Annotated in this window: 12 protein-coding genes and 1 pseudogene; 4 read left to right on the forward strand and 9 right to left on the reverse strand. The window is 44.6% G+C overall.

Going from position 1 to position 16,628, the window contains the following annotated elements; all coding sequences use genetic code 11:
• Position 1: 1 nt before the first annotated feature.
• Positions 2–892: a pantoate--beta-alanine ligase gene (gene panC / locus ACMAZD_RS14365; RefSeq protein ID WP_017106898.1), complete on the forward strand. Its 891-nt coding sequence runs from the start codon at positions 2–4 to the stop codon at positions 890–892.
• 112 nt (positions 893–1,004) lie between these two features.
• Here panC and ACMAZD_RS14370 read toward each other — a convergent pair whose 3' ends face one another.
• The 3 genes from ACMAZD_RS14370 to ACMAZD_RS14380 form a co-directional block, all read right to left on the reverse strand.
• Positions 1,005–1,775: an ABC transporter permease gene (locus ACMAZD_RS14370; protein ID WP_435247726.1), complete on the reverse strand. Its 771-nt coding sequence runs from the start codon at positions 1,773–1,775 to the stop codon at positions 1,005–1,007.
• 1 nt (position 1,776) lies between these two features.
• The gene (locus tag ACMAZD_RS14375) at positions 1,777–2,694 is read right to left on the reverse strand and encodes an ABC transporter ATP-binding protein (RefSeq protein ID WP_435247727.1); all 918 of its coding nucleotides are present in this window, start codon (positions 2,692–2,694) and stop codon (positions 1,777–1,779) included.
• 311 nt (positions 2,695–3,005) lie between these two features.
• Positions 3,006–4,637: a SulP family inorganic anion transporter gene (locus tag ACMAZD_RS14380; RefSeq protein ID WP_435249385.1), complete on the reverse strand. Its 1,632-nt coding sequence runs from the start codon at positions 4,635–4,637 to the stop codon at positions 3,006–3,008.
• 286 nt (positions 4,638–4,923) lie between these two features.
• On the opposite strand from ACMAZD_RS14380, the gene can reads away from it, so the two are divergent.
• Entirely contained in the window at positions 4,924–5,583 is a 660-nt protein-coding gene (can, locus tag ACMAZD_RS14385) for a carbonate dehydratase (RefSeq protein ID WP_435247728.1), read from the forward strand.
• A 91-nt stretch (positions 5,584–5,674) separates the two neighbouring features.
• Here can and hpt read toward each other — a convergent pair whose 3' ends face one another.
• Positions 5,675–6,205: a hypoxanthine phosphoribosyltransferase gene (gene hpt, locus ACMAZD_RS14390; protein ID WP_010435974.1), complete on the reverse strand. Its 531-nt coding sequence runs from the start codon at positions 6,203–6,205 to the stop codon at positions 5,675–5,677.
• A gap of 337 nt (positions 6,206–6,542) precedes the next feature.
• Here hpt and ACMAZD_RS14395 point away from each other — a divergent pair, with 337 nt between their 5' ends.
• Positions 6,543–7,148: a LuxR/HapR/OpaR family quorum-sensing transcriptional regulator gene (locus ACMAZD_RS14395; RefSeq protein WP_048664508.1), complete on the forward strand. Its 606-nt coding sequence runs from the start codon at positions 6,543–6,545 to the stop codon at positions 7,146–7,148.
• Between the two features lie 324 nt (positions 7,149–7,472).
• Here ACMAZD_RS14395 and lpdA read toward each other — a convergent pair whose 3' ends face one another.
• The 5 genes and pseudogenes from lpdA to ampD form a co-directional block, all read right to left on the reverse strand.
• On the reverse strand, positions 7,473–8,900 hold the full coding sequence (gene lpdA, locus ACMAZD_RS14400) for a dihydrolipoyl dehydrogenase (protein WP_372262177.1): 1,428 nt from the start codon (positions 8,898–8,900) through the stop codon (positions 7,473–7,475).
• Between the two features lie 242 nt (positions 8,901–9,142).
• The gene (gene aceF / locus ACMAZD_RS14405) at positions 9,143–11,050 is read right to left on the reverse strand and encodes a pyruvate dehydrogenase complex dihydrolipoyllysine-residue acetyltransferase (protein WP_435247729.1); all 1,908 of its coding nucleotides are present in this window, start codon (positions 11,048–11,050) and stop codon (positions 9,143–9,145) included.
• A gap of 26 nt (positions 11,051–11,076) precedes the next feature.
• Positions 11,077–13,740 (reverse strand): pyruvate dehydrogenase (acetyl-transferring), homodimeric type, encoded by a 2,664-nt coding sequence (gene aceE, locus ACMAZD_RS14410; protein ID WP_435247730.1) that lies wholly within the window; start codon positions 13,738–13,740, stop codon positions 11,077–11,079.
• A 62-nt stretch (positions 13,741–13,802) separates the two neighbouring features.
• Positions 13,803–14,564 (reverse strand): pyruvate dehydrogenase complex transcriptional repressor PdhR, encoded by a 762-nt coding sequence (pdhR, locus tag ACMAZD_RS14415; RefSeq protein WP_009847596.1) that lies wholly within the window; start codon positions 14,562–14,564, stop codon positions 13,803–13,805.
• Positions 14,565–15,046: 482 nt separating this feature from the next.
• Positions 15,047–15,647, reverse strand: a pseudogene (gene ampD / locus ACMAZD_RS14420) (1,6-anhydro-N-acetylmuramyl-L-alanine amidase AmpD).
• An 83-nt stretch (positions 15,648–15,730) separates the two neighbouring features.
• On the opposite strand from ampD, the gene nadC reads away from it, so the two are divergent.
• The gene (gene nadC / locus ACMAZD_RS14425; protein WP_435247731.1) at positions 15,731–16,621 is read left to right on the forward strand and encodes a carboxylating nicotinate-nucleotide diphosphorylase; all 891 of its coding nucleotides are present in this window, start codon (positions 15,731–15,733) and stop codon (positions 16,619–16,621) included.
• Positions 16,622–16,628 lie beyond the last annotated feature (7 nt).

The raw sequence follows: 16,628 nt of genomic DNA on the forward strand, positions 1-16,628 counted from the left end.
TATGCAAACTTTTGCTGAAATAGCGGCTCTTCGCGAGCAGATTAAACAGTTTAAGCGTGATGGACGTACCGTTGCTTTCGTCCCGACGATGGGAAACCTGCATGAAGGTCACCTGACTCTAGTCAAGAAAGCTCGTGAACTGGCAGACATTGTTGTGGTAAGCATCTTTGTAAACCCAATGCAGTTTGACCGTGCTGACGACCTGAACAATTACCCTCGAACGTTAGAAGCTGATTTAAGCAAACTAACAGGCGAAGGTGTTGAGCTTGTGTTTACTCCAACGCCAGAAGTGATGTACCCAGATGGACTAGACAAACAGACGTTTGTTGAAGTGCCTGGTATTTCGCACATGCTGGAAGGTGCATCTCGCCCAGGCCACTTCCGTGGTGTGGCGACGATTGTTGCTAAGCTTTTTAATATCGTTCAGCCAGACTTTGCATGCTTCGGCGAGAAAGACTTCCAACAGCTTGCGGTCATTAGTCACATGACGACGGATCTTGCTTTAGATATCCAAATTATCGGCGTACCAACCGTTCGTGAGATGGATGGACTTGCGATGAGCTCTCGCAATAGCAATCTGACTATCGACGAGCGCCAGCGCGCACCTGTGCTTGCTCGCACTATGCGTTGGATCAGTAGCGCTATTCGTGGTGGCCGTGACGATTACGCATCTGTCATTGAAGACGCAACCGATCAACTTCGTGCTGCAGACCTGCAACCTGATGAGATTTTCATTTGCGATGCTAAAACGCTGCAAGCCATCACTTCAGAATCAACTCAAGCCGTTATCTTGATGTCAGCTTTCTTAGGTAAGACTCGTCTTATCGACAACCAAGTTCTCGATTTGGTCACGGAAACGAAAGAAGAAGTGAAAGAAGAAACAGCAGAATAATCACTCACTGCTCTAAATACGAAACAAAAGCACAAAACGCAGAACACAAAAAAGGTCGATGTAATATCGACCTTTTTCTTTACCTGTCATTCCAAAACTTACAAGTAATGCATTAACTACGTAAGCCGATGCCCTTTGTTACTAGGTAGTGAGCAATGCTATACAACACCACAATAAACACACCTAATACGCTGAATGAAGCCACGATGCCAACATCAGAAACACCCAAGAAGCCATAACGGAACGCGTTTACCATGTATACGATAGGGTTCAACTTCGACACGCTCTGCCAAACTTCAGGCAATAGACTGATTGAGTAGAACACGCCACCAAGGTATGTCAGCGGTGTCAGAATAAACGTTGGGATAATAGAAATATCATCGAACGTGCGTGCAAATACCGCATTAATCAAACCACCAAGAGAAAAAACTATCGAGGTCAAAAATACCGTCGCGATGATTACCCCCCAGTGTTCAACCTGCAGGTCAACAAAAAATAGTGATACGAAGGTTACAATCGTACCCACTAATAAGCCACGCACCACGCCACCCATAACGAAACCAGCGATAATCACATAATTAGGAACAGGGGCTACGAGTAACTCTTCAATGTTCTTTTGAAATTTCGCGCTAAAGAACGACGAAGCAACGTTAGAGTATGAGTTGGTGATCACCGACATCATGATCAAACCCGGCACAATGTATTCCATGTAACTAAAACCGTCCATTTCACCGATACGAGCACCAATCAGGTTGCCGAAGATGATGAAGTAAAGCGTCATGGTAATGGCAGGAGGAACCAGTGTCTGCACCCAAATCCGAGTGAATCGGTTCACCTCTTTGGTCAACAAGCTACAAAAAGCTGTCCAATATAATTTATGCATGTTACTTTCTCCCCTCACGCACGATGCTCACAAATAGCTCTTCTAGACGGTTCGCTTTGTTACGCATAGAAAGGACTTTTACCTGTTGCTCTGTCAATTGAGCAAAGATAGTGTTCAAACCTAGGTTCTTGTCGATTTCGATCTCTAGCGAGCCATTGACCATTACTTGGCTATTCACGCCATCAAGCTGAGGCTCTGCACTGCCCTCTTCAAGATCAAGAATAAAGGTCTCAGCACTTAACTTACCCAGCAGCGCTTTCATGGTTGTGTTCTCAATCAGCTCACCGCGATTGATGATACCGATGTTGCGACACAGCATTTCAGCTTCTTCTAGGTAGTGCGTAGTCAAGATAATGGTAATGCCCTGCTTCTCGTTGATCTCTTTCAGGAATTCCCACATCGAACGACGTAGCTCAATATCAACACCCGCTGTTGGCTCATCAAGGATCAGCAAATGAGGTTCATGCATCAGTGCACGAGCGATCATCAAACGACGCTTCATACCACCAGACAAGTTACGCGCACGTTCGCCACGCTTTTCCCACAAATCGAGTTGAGATAAGTACTTTTTCGCGCGTTCTTTAGCAAGAGTTTTAGTCACGCCGTAATAACCCGCTTGTTGCAGCACAATCTGCTCAACGGTTTCGAACGGGTTAAAGTTAAACTCTTGCGGTACTAAGCCTAAGTTCTGTTTCGCTAACTCCAGATCGGTATCAATGTCATACCCAAACACCTTAACCTTGCCGGATGTTTTGTTAACCAGAGAAGAAATAACACCAATGGTCGTGGATTTACCCGCGCCGTTTGGACCAAGGAGCGCGTAAAAGTCGCCCTTTTCCACTTGTAAACTGATGCTTTTTAGAGCCTCAAAGCCCCCTGCATAAGTTTTTCTTAATTGCTCAATTTCTAATGCATACATAGAGATAAACTGCCATTTGCTATAGATAGATGTTGATGACTGAGTATGAGGAAGAGAGTGAAACTTAAAACGAGCTAGTTGAACACTAACCCAAAACTTGTTAACTCGGCCATTTTGCAAGCAAGATTATCGTTATTTAACGATTAACACAAACATCGATTGATACTTTCTTTTTTAAGAGACGAGCGATCTTATTGCCTGTAGATGTAAAAATGCTGCCAAGTCATTCGCTTAACAGCATTTTGTATTTATAAATGAATTCAATTGTATTAGCGAAAACCCAAACAGAATTTAGCTAAAATTGCTTATTACTAAATCGTTTCGAATTGATGCTCGTCTCTATCAACATAACTCGTAGCGGCGGTGAGTGCCTCATATCTGAATCGATAGGTGTTGGACTCCGGCACTAAATCAATCACATGGAACTTCTCTAGCTGCTGACGGGTATTCTCGTTTGGACACAACAAATAAACCTCACATTCAGCATCGAGGGCATCTTTGATTGCGTTCTCTAGCGCGAGGCCGACTGTCACGTCAATCATAGGCACATCCGTCAGATCCAAGATCATTGCTTCATAATCAGAGATGCTTGAGTGCTGGCGCGATATCGCCTTCGAAACACTGAAAATCATCGGCCCAGAAAGGTAGAAGAACAACACCTTACCGTTAGCGGTATCTAGCAGCTGACGCTCACTGTCCGTCAGCGGAATATCGTCTTCGTCATCACCATCACTGATGGACTTTACTTGTCTGGCTTGTTCACGACTCAAACGTTCAATAATCAGGATATTCGATATAAATACACCAAGACCAACAGCAATAATCAGATCAACAAATACGGTAAGGAGCATCACGCCATACATCACGCCCATGCCCGCATAACTCACCTTGTGCGCACGCTGAATGAAACTCCAATCAAGAATATTGAAACCGACATACATCGCGATACCCGCGAGCACGGCCATCGGAATCGGTTCAGTCAAACCACCCGCCACCAATACCACCAGTGCCAGAACTAATGCACGAATAACACCTGAAAGTGGGGAGCGGGCACCTACTTGGATATTCGTTACTGTCCCCATGGTGGCACCTGCGCCCGGCAAAGCACCGAACAAGCCAGAAATCATATTAGCGATGCCCTGCCCTCGAAGTTCCTTGTCAGAGTCATGCTCTTTACGGGTTAATGAATCCCCTATCACCGCGGTAAGCAGCGTATCGATACAACCCAACGTACCCAACACCAAGGCATCAATTAACATGGTCGTGAACAGTTCAGAGCTAATCGTTGGAATAACTAAAGAAGGTAAGCCAGCCGGAATTTCACCAATACGGCGGATAGAATCAGTATCTAAAATAATGACCGACAATAGGGTCACAGCAACTAGGGCAACCAATTGCGCAGGAACATACTTACGGTATTTAGCAGGAAAACCAAAAAGGATACAGAGCGTTAGTGCTCCTAAAAACAGTTCGCTTATTTTCAAGTTGGCCAAGGTATCAGGCAGCGCAGAAAGCGTCCCCATCACCCCACCAGATGGAGCCGCGTGTCCTAACAGTGGAGACAGTTGCAAGATAATAAGAATAACGCCAATGCCCGACATAAAGCCGGAGATCACGCTATATGGCATCAAAGTAACGTATTTACCGAGCTTTAATGTCCCAAGTAATATCTGAAACGCACCCGCCATCATCACGACGGTAAAGGTCATTGCCATGCCAGTTTCAGGATATTTAGCGACCATGCTGGTCATCACCGCCGTCATGATCACCGTCATAGGTCCGGTGGGCTCAGAGATCAGGCTGCTGGAACCGCCAAATAATGCTGCAAACAGGCCAACCATAATGGCGCCCCACAAGCCCGCTTCCGCACCCGCTCCAGAAGCAACACCAAAAGCTAATGCTAAAGGCAGTGAGATGATGGCTGTAGTGACACCGCCAAACATATCTCCTTTGAGATTGATATCCGCAAAACGACTTCCAAACAAAACACACCTTCCTGATGATGAAATGACAAACCTTATTACTTTAACAAATGAGTCTGTAACACAGAAAGTGTTAATTCAATCACATTATTCATGTCTTATAACCAGATGCTAGCTTCTACGCTAAGTTAATGATTTTAACAGCTAGAACACGTCAGATGAGTGCGAGTTGACACAGTTTTTACGAGATTGAATTTGTAACATTGTGTATAGTTATAATTCTTAATTAAGGGACGTAAGACGCAAAATGCCAGAGATTAAACAGCTTTTTGAAAACAACTCTAAATGGTCTGAAGAAATTCGTTCTCAAAGACCAGAGTATTTTACAACGCTTGAAGAGGGTCAAAACCCTGGTTTCCTATGGATCGGCTGCTCTGATAGCCGTGTACCGGCCGAGCGTCTCACTGGTTTGTATTCTGGCGAACTGTTTGTTCATCGAAATGTCGCTAACCAAGTGGTTCATACTGACCTAAACTGCCTGTCTGTTGTGCAGTACGCCGTAGATGTGCTCAAGGTTAAACACATTATTGTTTGTGGTCACTACGGTTGTGGTGGTGTTAATGCGGCGATTGATAACCCTAAACTTGGCCTTATCAATAACTGGTTACTTCACATCCGTGATAATTACTTAAAGTACCGTAAGCAAATCGAGGCGCTTCCTCGTGAGCAATGGGGCGACAAACTGTGCGAAATTAACGTTGCAGAGCAGGTTTATAACTTGGGCAATTCAACGATTCTGCAAAATGCGTGGGAACGTGGTCAAGAGGTTGAAATCCACGGTGTCGTTTATGGTATTGGTAATGGCAAACTGCAAGATCTTGGTGTGCGTTGCTCAAGCAATGACACTTTAGAAAACAGCCATTTAGAGGCGCTTGATAAAATCCTCTCGTCTCCAATTCTTGGTTAAGATTTAAACCTTATCGTTTTAATCACTAGATATAAGAAAGGCTCGCATTGTGCGAGCCTTTTTGTTTTGTCAGTCTTCAACAGAGTAGTAATTACTCTTGAGGTACAACTTTACCGATGTACGGCAGGTGACGATATTTCTGTGCGTAGTCGATGCCCACACCAACAACGAATTCGTCAGGAATTTCAAAACCAATCCACTTAGTATCAACAATCACTTCACGGCGAGAAGGCTTGTCTAGCAGCGTACAAATCTCGATAGATTTAGGACCACGTAGACTTAGAATCTCTTTCACTTTAGTCAGTGTGTTACCTGTATCGATAATATCTTCTACAAGTAGAACGTCTTTACCTTGGATGTCGTCGTCAAGGTCTTTCAAAATACGCACGTCGCGCGAGCTTTCCATACCGTTGCCGTAGCTAGATGCGGTCATGAAATCAACTTGGTGAGTTAAATCGATAGCACGAGCAAGATCCGCCATAAAGACAAAAGATCCACGTAATAAGCCAACTAGAACCAGATCTTCACTACCGTTGTAGTGTTCCGTGATCTGTTTACCTAGTTCATTCACTCGATCCTGAACTTCTTGCTCAGAGATCATGACTTCAACTGTATGCTTCATACTGCTCTCATTTTATTTGGTGATTGCGACAAGTGTAGACAGTTTTGCCATTGATGCCGCTCAATTTTGTGGGTAAGTCTAGCATTGCTCAAATACCCACACCACCTTATGGTTCGAATTTACTCATACATTATCAACGAAGTGTGCGCTGATGTCTTGTCTAATACTCGCTTCCTTTCACATCAATCCTGATCACGCTTTATGGATCTAGTTTGATGTAACTGCCTATAAAACAAGCTCAAAGGATTGACCATTCGCATATGCACCATTACACTCATCTAGGCTTAAATAATAATAAAATCATTAATATAAAAAATTCGTTGGCAAGGAAAAAAAAATGGACTCAATCTCTAAGAGACCTAGAACTAGGCTTTCACCCCTAAAAAGAAAACTGCAATTGATGGAGATCGCTCTTGAAGTCTTCTCTCGTCGTGGCATTGGCCGTGGCGGTCATGCAGACATCGCAGACATTGCTCAAGTATCAGTTGCAACGGTATTTAACTACTTCCCAACCCGTGAAGATCTGGTTGATGAAGTGCTTAATCACGTGGTTCGCCAATTCTCTAACTTCCTTTCAGACAATATCGACTTAGATATTCACGCAAAAGAAAACCTACATAATATTGCGACTGAAATGGTGACGTTAGTGGCTCAAGATAGCCATTGGTTGAACGTATGGTTTGAATGGAGCGCTTCTACTCGTGATGAAGTGTGGCCTCTCTTCGTAACCACTAACCGCACTAACCAAATGTTAGTGCAAAACATGTTTAGCAAAGCGATTGAGCGCGGCGAAGTTTGCGACGATCACGACCCTAAGCATCTAGCGAACCTATTCCACGGAATCTGCTACTCGCTGTTCATTCAAGCGAAACGTGTAGAAACGCCAGAAGAGCTTTCAAGCTTAACGGATAGCTACCTAAACATGCTGTGCATCTATAAGTAGCTTAGAGCTTCGAGATAAATTGTTAAAGGGTTAGCCTAATGGGTCAGCCCTTTTTTTGCGCTGTGTAGTCGCTCTTCGCATCACGCAGCGCAGCGTAATCGCATCTCGAAGTGTAATGTTTCTGCTCTTTTCGTCAGACATAAAAAACCGCTGACGAATCAGCGGTTTTTATAATCTAGATATACTCAAAATAATTGGTGTTGCAGCTGGGCAATCCTTTCTTTATTAAGTGACTAAAGTTCAGCCCTATGAGCATAGATTTACTATGTGATTAGGGTGAACTTACGCAGTTAATAACGCTGCGGCTTCAAGTATGAAGAGTATTTACTTTTTCTTTTTCACTGCTTTTTTGTTTGGAAGGTCAGTGATTGAACCTTCGAATACTTCCGCAGCTAGACCAACAGACTCGTGTAGAGTTGGGTGAGCGTGGATAGTAAGTGCGATATCTTCAGCATCACAACCCATTTCAATTGCTAGGCCGATTTCACCAAGAAGTTCACCACCGTTAGTACCAACAACAGCACCACCGATTACGCGATGAGTATCTTTATCGAAAATCATCTTAGTTATACCGTCAGCACAGTCAGAAGCGATTGCACGACCAGAAGCAGCCCAAGGGAAAGTAGCAACTTCGTAGTTCAGGCCTTCCGCTTTCGCTTCTTTCTCAGTCTTACCTACCCAAGCAACTTCTGGCTCAGTGTACGCAATTGATGGGATTACTTTAGGGTCGAAGTAGTGCTTTTTACCAGAGATAACTTCAGCAGCTACGTGACCTTCATGCACACCTTTGTGAGCAAGCATTGGTTGACCAACAACGTCACCGATCGCATGGATGTGAGGAACGTTAGTACGCATTTGCTTATCAACATTGATGAAACCACGCTCATCAACTTCGATACCTGCTTTTTCAGCGTCGATAAGTGCACCGTTTGGAACACGACCGATAGCAACAAGAACAGCATCGTAGCGCTCAGCTTCAGCTGGTGCTTTTTTGCCTTCCATTGAAACGTAGATACCGTCTTCTTTCGCTTCAACAGCAGTGACTTTAGTTTCAAGCATTAGCTTGAACTTGTTCTTGATGCGTTTAGTGAAGACTTTAACGATGTCTTTATCCGCAGCAGGGATAACTTGATCGAACATCTCAACAACTTCAACTTTAGAACCTAGAGAGTGGTAAACCGTACCCATCTCAAGACCGATGATACCACCGCCCATAATAAGCAGTTTTTCTGGTACTTCGTTTAGTTCTAGTGCATCCGTAGAATCCCAAATACGTGGGTCTTCATGTGGGATGAAAGGAAGTTTGATTGGGCGAGAACCCGCTGCAATGATTGCATTATCAAAGTTAATTGTTGCCGTCTCTTCGCCAACAACTTCAATGCTGTTAGGACCAGTAAACTTACCGAAACCGTTAACAACAGTAACGTTACGCATCTTAGCCATACCGCCAAGACCGCCAGTCAGTTGATCAACTACTTTGTCTTTCCAGATACGAACTTTGTTGATATCCGTTTGTGGCTCGCCGAATACAACGCCGTGCTCTGCCATCGCTTTTGCTTCTTCAATTACTTTAGAAACGTGAAGAAGTGCTTTTGATGGAATACAACCAACGTTTAGACATACACCACCAAGAGTGCTGTAACGTTCAACTAGTACTGTTTCTAGACCTAAATCCGCACAACGGAATGCCGCTGAGTAGCCAGCAGGACCTGAACCAAGTACAACAACTTGGGCTTTAATTTCTTTGCTCATTGTGACCTCTTGTAGTCATTATCCCTAACAGGCTGAGTAGATGTTCTTAAAATTATTGGGCTTTCAAACTGGAAACATTTTACAGAGATGTTAACAGTGTGAAAGTAGCTTTAAGTTAGCCTGTGAGCTAGACAACAATTCCCCCGCACTTTATGAGAAATGCCGGAAACTGTTCTCTAAAAATAGTCTTTATATAAAGAATTAAGGTGACCCGAAAGCCACCTTAATAATTACTTTCTCAATTACAGTACTAGACGACGGATGTCAGATAGTGCGCTGTTTAGGAAAGTAATGAAGCGTGCACCTTCAGCACCATCGATCACACGGTGGTCGTATGATAGAGATAGTGGAAGCTGAAGACGTGGCTGGAACTCTTTACCATTCCAAACTGGCTTAATTTCAGACTTAGATACACCTAGGATACCTACTTCTGGCGCATTTACGATTGGCGTAAATGCAGTACCGCCGATGCCACCAAGGCTAGAAATTGTGAAACAACCGCCTTGCATGTCTGCTGCTGTTAGCTTACCAGAGCGTGCTTTCTTAGAAACAACCATTAGTTCTTCAGATAGCTCGTAAATGCCTTTCTTGTTCACGTCTTTGAATACAGGAACAACTAGACCGTTTGGCGTATCTACCGCGATACCTACGTTTACGTACTTCTTAAGAATGATGCTTTCGCCATCGTCAGAAAGAGAAGAGTTAAACGCTGGGAACGCTTCTAGTGCTTTCGCAACAGCTTTCATGATGAACACAAGAGGAGTGATCTTCATGCCAGTATCTTTCTTCGCTTCGATTGCGTTCTGCTCTTTACGGAATGCTTCTAGCTCAGTGATGTCTGCGTTATCCCATTGTGTAACGTGAGGGATCATTACCCAGTTACGGTGTAGGTTTGCACCAGAGATCTTCTTGATCTTAGAAAGCTTCTGAACTTCAGTTTCGCCGAATTTGCTGAAGTCAACTTTTGGCCATGGTAGTAGACCAAGAGCAGAGCCGTCACCGCCTTTGCCAGATGCTGCAGCACCAGACTCTAGACGCTTAAGTGCATCTTTAACGTAAGACTGAACGTCTTCTTTTAGTACACGACTCTTACGACCAGTACCTTTAACTTTCGCTAGGTTTACACCGAACTCACGAGCTAGACGACGTACAACTGGAGACGCGTGTGCGTACTCACCGTTTTCTTGGAAGTCGTCTGTTGCTGCAGGAGCTTCAGCTTTAGGAGCAGGTGCCGCCGCTGGAGCTGCTGCTTGTGCAGGTGCTGCAACAGGAGCTGGAGCCGCGCCTTCAACCGGAGTGCCGGCCACAACGAAAGTCATGATTGAAGAGCCAGTTGACACTTTGTCGCCAGCTGCAATCTTGATCTCTTTTACTGTACCAGAGAATGGTGCAGGCACTTCCATTGAAGCTTTGTCGCCTTCAACAGTAATTAGAGATTGCTCTTCTTCTACTGTATCGCCAACCGCTACCATTACTTCAGTAACTTCAACTTCGTCACCACCGATATCAGGAACGTTCACTTCTTTTTCTGCTGACGCCACAGGAGCTGCTGCTGGAGCCGCTTCAACTGCTGGAGCAGCTGCTACTGGTGCACCAGAGCCTGCTACTTCGAATACCATCACTAGAGAACCAGTTGATACTGAGTCACCAGAAGCAATCTTGATTTCCTTAACGATACCAGCGAATGGTGCAGGAACTTCCATTGAAGCCTTGTCACCTTCAACAGTAAGAAGAGATTGCTCTTCTTCTACTGCGTCGCCGATAGCGACCATGATTTCAGTTACTTCAACTTCATCACCGCCGATATCAGGAACGTGAACTTCTTTAAGCTCAGCGGCCGCTGCAGAAGCAGCTGCAACTGGTGCCGCCGCTTCAACTGGCGCAGCCGGTGCTGCTGCAGCACCTTCCGCAGGAGAGCCTGCCTCTTCAAAGATCATGATAAGAGAACCAGTAGAAACAGAATCACCTTCTGAAATCTTGATTTCTTTAACGATACCCGCTTGAGACGCAGGAACTTCCATTGAAGCTTTGTCGCCTTCAACAGTAATAAGTGACTGCTCTTCTTCAACCTTGTCGCCAACGTTTACAAGAATCTCAGTTACTTCAACCTCGTCAGCACCGATGTCTGGTACATTAATTTCGATTGTCATTGTATTTACCTACCTTAATGCCAGTCTTATGCGTATTGCGGGTTAGTTTTTTCAGTGTCGATATCAAACTTAGCAATTGCTTCAACAACTACTGATTTCTCAATATCACCACGTTTAGCCAGTTCAGTTAGAGCTGCAACTACGATGTAGCCAGCGTTCACTTCGAAGTGACGACGTAGATTTGCACGACTGTCAGAACGGCCGAAACCATCTGTACCAAGTACTTTGTAAGACTCAGTTGGCATGTACGCACGTACTTGCTCAGCGTAGTTCTTCATGTAGTCAGTCACTGCGATTGCAGGTTCTTTACCAAGAACAGTCGTGATGTACGGTACTTTCTCTTCAGCTTCTGGGTGAAGCATGTTGTCACGCTCTACCGCTTGGCCGTCACGAGTTAGTTCGTTGAACGACGTTACAGAGAATACGTCAGATGCTACGCCGTACTCTTCGCTTAGAATTTCAGCGGCTTTACGCGCTTCATTCATGATAGTACCAGAGCTCATTAGTTGAACTTTACCTTTAGCACCAGCGTGAGATTCAAGCTTGTAGATACCCTTACGAATGCCTTCTTCAGCGCCTTCTGGCATTGCTGGCATTGCGTAGTTCTCGTTCATTACTGTTAGGTAGTAGTAAATGTTCTCTTGGTTCTCACCGTACATGCGACGGATACCGTCTTGCATGATAACCGCTAGCTCGTAAGCAAACGTTGGGTCATAAGAGATACAGTTAGGGATCGTATTCGCTTGAATGTGCGAGTGACCATCTTCGTGTTGTAGACCTTCACCATTCAGTGTTGTACGGCCTGCAGTAGCACCTAATAGGAAACCACGAGCCTGTTGGTCACCAGCTAACCACGCCATGTCGCCTACACGTTGGAAACCGAACATTGAGTAGTATATGTAGAACGGAATCATTGGTAGGTCATTCGTGCTGTATGAAGTTGCCGCTGCAACCCATGAAGCCATAGAACCTAGCTCGTTGATGCCTTCTTGAAGAACTTGACCAGACGTTGCTTCTTTATAGTAAGAAACGATGCCTTTATCTTCAGGGGTGTATTCTTGACCATCTGGGTTGTAGATACCAACCTGACGGAATAGACCTTCCATACCAAATGTACGAGCTTCATCACAAATGATAGGAACGATGTTCTTACCAATGTTCTTATCTTTAAGCAGGATGTTCAACGTACGTACATAAGCCATAGTCGTTGAAATTTCACGCTTTTGGGCACCTAGTAGAGGAGCAAACTCTTCTAGTTCAGGCACTTTGAACTCTTGTGTAAACTTAGGCAGACGCTGTGGCGTGTAACCTTTTAGGTCTTTACGACGTGCATGTAGGTATTCATACTCGGCAGAACCTTTTTCCAGTGTCAGATAAGGAAGATCTGTAATTTTCTCATCAGAAAGGAGGTCCTGTAGACCTAGACGATCACGTAGGTATTGTACGTGAGTCATGTCCATCTTCTTAACACCGTGAGCGATGTTCTTACCTTCTGCAGCTTCACCCATGCCGTAACCTTTAACAGTCTTAGCTAGGATTACTGTTGGCTTACCACCGGTCTCTTTTGCATTGTTGAATGCAGCGAACAGTTTAGAAGAATCGTGACCACCACGCTTCAGTTCGAAGATTTGGTCGTCAGTCATGTCTGCAACTAGTGCAGCTGTTTCTGGGTACTTACCAAAGAAGTGCTCACGTACGTATGCGCCATCTTTAGATTTAAATGTCTGGTAGTCACCATCGATAGTTTCGTTCATTAGTTGAAGAAGCTTACCGGTCGTGTCTTTAGCTAGTAGAGAATCCCAGTTGCTACCCCAGATAACTTTAACAACGTTCCAACCTGCGCCTTTGAATAAGCCTTCAAGTTCTTGAATGATGCTACCGTTACCCATTACAGGGCCGTCTAAACGCTGTAGGTTACAGTTGATTAGGAAACATAGGTTGTCTAGCTTCTCACGTGCAGCGAAAGAGATAGCACCACGTGATTCTGGCTCATCCATCTCACCGTCACCTAGGAACGCATATACGCGTTGAGCTGAAGTATCTTTAAGGCCACGGCCATTAAGGTACTTAAGGAAGCGCGCTTGGTAGATAGCAGAGATCGGGCCAAGACCCATAGATACTGTCGGGAACTGCCAGAACTCAGGCATCAGTTTCGGGTGCGGGTAAGAAGGGACACCTTTACCATCAACTTCTTGACGGAAGTTATCTAGCTGTTCTTCAGTTAGACGACCTTCAACGAATGCTCGAGAGTAGATACCTGGAGAGATGTGACCTTGGTAATAGACTAGATCGCCACCGTCCGTCTCATTTGGAGCACGGAAGAAGTGGTTGAAACATACTTCATAGAACGCTGCAGCTGACTGGTAAGAAGCCATGTGACCACCAAGGTCTAGGTCTTTCTTAGAAGCACGCAATACTATCATGATTGCGTTCCAGCGAATAATCGAACGAATACGACGCTCAAGAGTTACGTCACCAGGGTAAGCTGGCTCTTGTGCTGCTGGAATTGTGTTGATGTAGTTCGTGTTGATGCCTGTAGCCATATCAACACCATCTAAACGCGCTTTATCTAGAACTTGTTCTAGTAAAAACTGTGCACGTTCTACACCTTCTTCACGTACTACTGACTCAAGAGCTTCTAACCAATCTTGAGTTTCCAGAGCATCAACGTCATGCTTCATGTCAGACATGGCGATCTATCCTTTTTGTTAGTTGGATTCTACTAAACACGTAAAAAGCCGAAGTATTACGGCTATTTACCCTGTTGGATTCGACGTAAAGAACGTTCGCGGCGCGATTCTTCTTTGGTCAAATCCATCAATGTTTCTTCGATGTAAGCTAAATGAGAATGTGACATTTCACGAGCCTGTTCAGGCTGTCCTGAAACGATCGCATCCACAATGTTAGCTCGATGTATACTCACTTTCTCCACAACGTCTTTACGACGATGTAACAGCTTTAAATTTTCTAAGACGTTTTGCTCAAGTAACGGAGCCAAGCTACGAACAATATGCAATAACACCACATTGTGCGCTGCCTCTGTTAAAGCAATAAGAAAAGCCATCACAGCTGCAGATTCGGCTTCAATATCACCCTTATCTTGCGCACCGCGAATTTTTTCTTGGCATGCTTGAATTCGAGCAAAGTCTTCATCAGTACCACGTAATGCCGCGAAGTAAGCCGAAATCCCTTCCATCGCATGGCGCGATTCCAATAAGTCTAGTTGGGTTTCAGAATGGGAGGACAACAAATTAAGCAAAGGATCTGAAAAGCTTTTCCAGATATTTTCACTAACAAACGTACCTCCACCTTGACGGCGAGTAAGCAAGCGTTTTGCTTCTAAACGTTGTATCGCTTCTCGGATTGAAGGACGAGACACATCGAACTGTTTCGCCAGTTCGCGCTCAGGCGGCAGCTGCTGCCCTGGAGCCAGTGTTCCTTCCACTATCAACCTTTCTAACTCTTGTTCGATAACGTCCGAGAGTTTTGGCTGACGAATCCTTTGATAAGCCATAGTTTGTTATTCTTCTTTTCTTCGCTGACAATTGGTATTACCAATTTTAAGTTGAGCAGAAATTAACATAATTAAAACGCCACTGTCCAGCCTAAAGTTGACCTGAATCATAGAACACAATGTGAATTAACCGTGATTTAACAAATGAAATTTAAAACAGCAACCAAATTGGTCTTACCATTTACAGGGGTAATACTTTTGGGAAGGTTTCGTGCTAGAAAGTTTCAGGATAAAAATGAATTGTTTCAGAAAGATTAGCGTCACTTGATTAAAAATCGAACCAAGCGCACATTTAAGGTGGAAATTCTGTTCATAAGTTTTAATAAATGAGTGTTTGATAAGCTCGTCACACTCTCGATTTATTGACGCTCACCATCCGACCACTTCCTTTACAAAAGCACAACAAAAATTCACAAACAGTTATGCTCATCGTTGATTATTTAGAACTCTTCAATGAGCAGAGTCTTGTTGTGAATTCGGATTTAGAAGCTCAGTTGACCTTGATATTTATTCCAATCAAAAACCAAGCCGGGGTCAGTTTTTCGTAGCGGAGCGATGTATTGGTGCCCAGTGATGCGCTGACGAGTAATCTGCGGGAAGTTCGACACCAATGTCTCCGTCAATTGAGCCAGGGACTGATATTGCAGCTCGGTATAAGCAACAAAGTCACTGCCTTCCAATTCAATGCCAATAGAGTAATCATTGCACCTTTCGCGGCCAGCGAAGCTCGATTGACCTGCATGCCAAGCTCGGTCTAAGAAAGAAACGAACTGCACCACTTCCCCATCACGACGAATCAAGCAATGCGCCGAGACGCCCATTTGGTGAATCACCTTAAAAAACGGATGCTCAGCGGGATCGAGTTTTCCCGTAAAAAACTGTTCGATGTAAGGCCCACCAAATTGACCCGGTGGCAAACTGATGTTGTGGACCACCAGCAAAGAGATATCGTCACCCTTTGGCCTTGCATCAAAATAAGGCGAAGGTACATGCCGAGCGTTGTCATACCATCCGTTAGAGCTGATCGTCATCTTGGTCTCACTTTCTTTTCTGCTAGCACAATAAGATTGTGACCTTGCCCATAGAGCAGTCGCGCTAGCCTCTTTAATTTGAAGTTAAGCAAGAGTATCATTCCATTCCCACTCCCTTTCAAGATTAGATTTGCGATGAAAAACACACATAACAGCCACCAACGCCTTGATTACTTAAAAGAGCAACTGCCGCTAGAGATCATTCGCTCAGTAGCTGAGACTATCAAAGAAGATCTAGGTGGAACATTAGATCCAGCGGCTGATATCACGGCAAGTCTAATCCCAGCAGACGCAATCAATAGCGCAACCATCATTACGCGTGAACACGGTGTGTTCTGTGGTAAAGCTTGGGCTGATGAAGTGTTTAAGCAATTGGGTGGTGAAGTTACTATCAAGTGGAACGTAGAAGATGGCGACAAAGTTAAACCAAACCAAACGCTTTGCTCGTTAACAGGCCCTGCTCGCGCACTATTAACGGGTGAGCGTAATGCCATGAACTTCATTCAAACGCTATCGGGTTGTGCGACTACAACCGCCATTTACGCTGACAAAATCAAACACACAGAGTGCCGCCTGTTAGACACCCGTAAAACGATTCCAGGCCTACGTAGCGCACTAAAATACGCTGTGGCTTGTGGTGGCGGTTTCAACCACCGTATCGGTGTTTTCGATGCCTACCTAATCAAAGAAAATCACATCATTGCCTGTGGTGGTATCGAGAAAGCTATCTCGACGGCAAAAGAGCTTAACCCAGGTAAACCTGTTGAAGTAGAAACAGAAAGCCTAGCAGAGCTAGAGCAAGCGATCAGCGCTGGCGCAGACATCATCATGCTAGACAACTTCACCACAGACATGATGCGTGAAGCCGTTAAAATCAACGCAGGTCGTGCAGCATTAGAGAACTCAGGTAACATCACTCTAGACACTATCGCAGAGTTCGCTGAAACGGGTGTTGATTACATCTCGGTAGGTGCACTTACTAAGCACTTAAAATCGATGGATTTATCAATGAGATTCAAAGCTTAATTTATTG

The organism is Vibrio sp. nBUS_14 (assembly GCF_051201655.1).
Lineage (GTDB): Bacteria > Pseudomonadota > Gammaproteobacteria > Enterobacterales > Vibrionaceae > Vibrio.

Bases quoted from the DNA above. Each gene is read 5' to 3' on its own strand.
- lpdA (WP_372262177.1), bottom strand. From the start codon at position 8,900: ATGAGCAAAGAAATTAAAGCCCAAGTTGTTGTACTTGGTTCAGGTCCT.
- panC (WP_017106898.1), top strand. From the start codon at position 2: ATGCAAACTTTTGCTGAAATAGCGGCTCTTCGCGAGCAGATTAAACAG.
- hpt (WP_010435974.1), bottom strand. From the start codon at position 6,205: ATGAAGCATACAGTTGAAGTCATGATCTCTGAGCAAGAAGTTCAGGAT.
- aceE (WP_435247730.1), bottom strand. From the start codon at position 13,740: ATGTCTGACATGAAGCATGACGTTGATGCTCTGGAAACTCAAGATTGG.
- ACMAZD_RS14395 (WP_048664508.1), top strand. From the start codon at position 6,543: ATGGACTCAATCTCTAAGAGACCTAGAACTAGGCTTTCACCCCTAAAA.
- pdhR (WP_009847596.1), bottom strand. From the start codon at position 14,564: ATGGCTTATCAAAGGATTCGTCAGCCAAAACTCTCGGACGTTATCGAA.
- aceF (WP_435247729.1), bottom strand. From the start codon at position 11,050: ATGACAATCGAAATTAATGTACCAGACATCGGTGCTGACGAGGTTGAA.
- nadC (WP_435247731.1), top strand. From the start codon at position 15,731: ATGAAAAACACACATAACAGCCACCAACGCCTTGATTACTTAAAAGAG.
- ACMAZD_RS14380 (WP_435249385.1), bottom strand. From the start codon at position 4,637: ATGTTTGGCGGTGTCACTACAGCCATCATCTCACTGCCTTTAGCATTA.
- ACMAZD_RS14370 (WP_435247726.1), bottom strand. From the start codon at position 1,775: ATGCATAAATTATATTGGACAGCTTTTTGTAGCTTGTTGACCAAAGAG.
- can (WP_435247728.1), top strand. From the start codon at position 4,924: ATGCCAGAGATTAAACAGCTTTTTGAAAACAACTCTAAATGGTCTGAA.
- ACMAZD_RS14375 (WP_435247727.1), bottom strand. From the start codon at position 2,694: ATGTATGCATTAGAAATTGAGCAATTAAGAAAAACTTATGCAGGGGGC.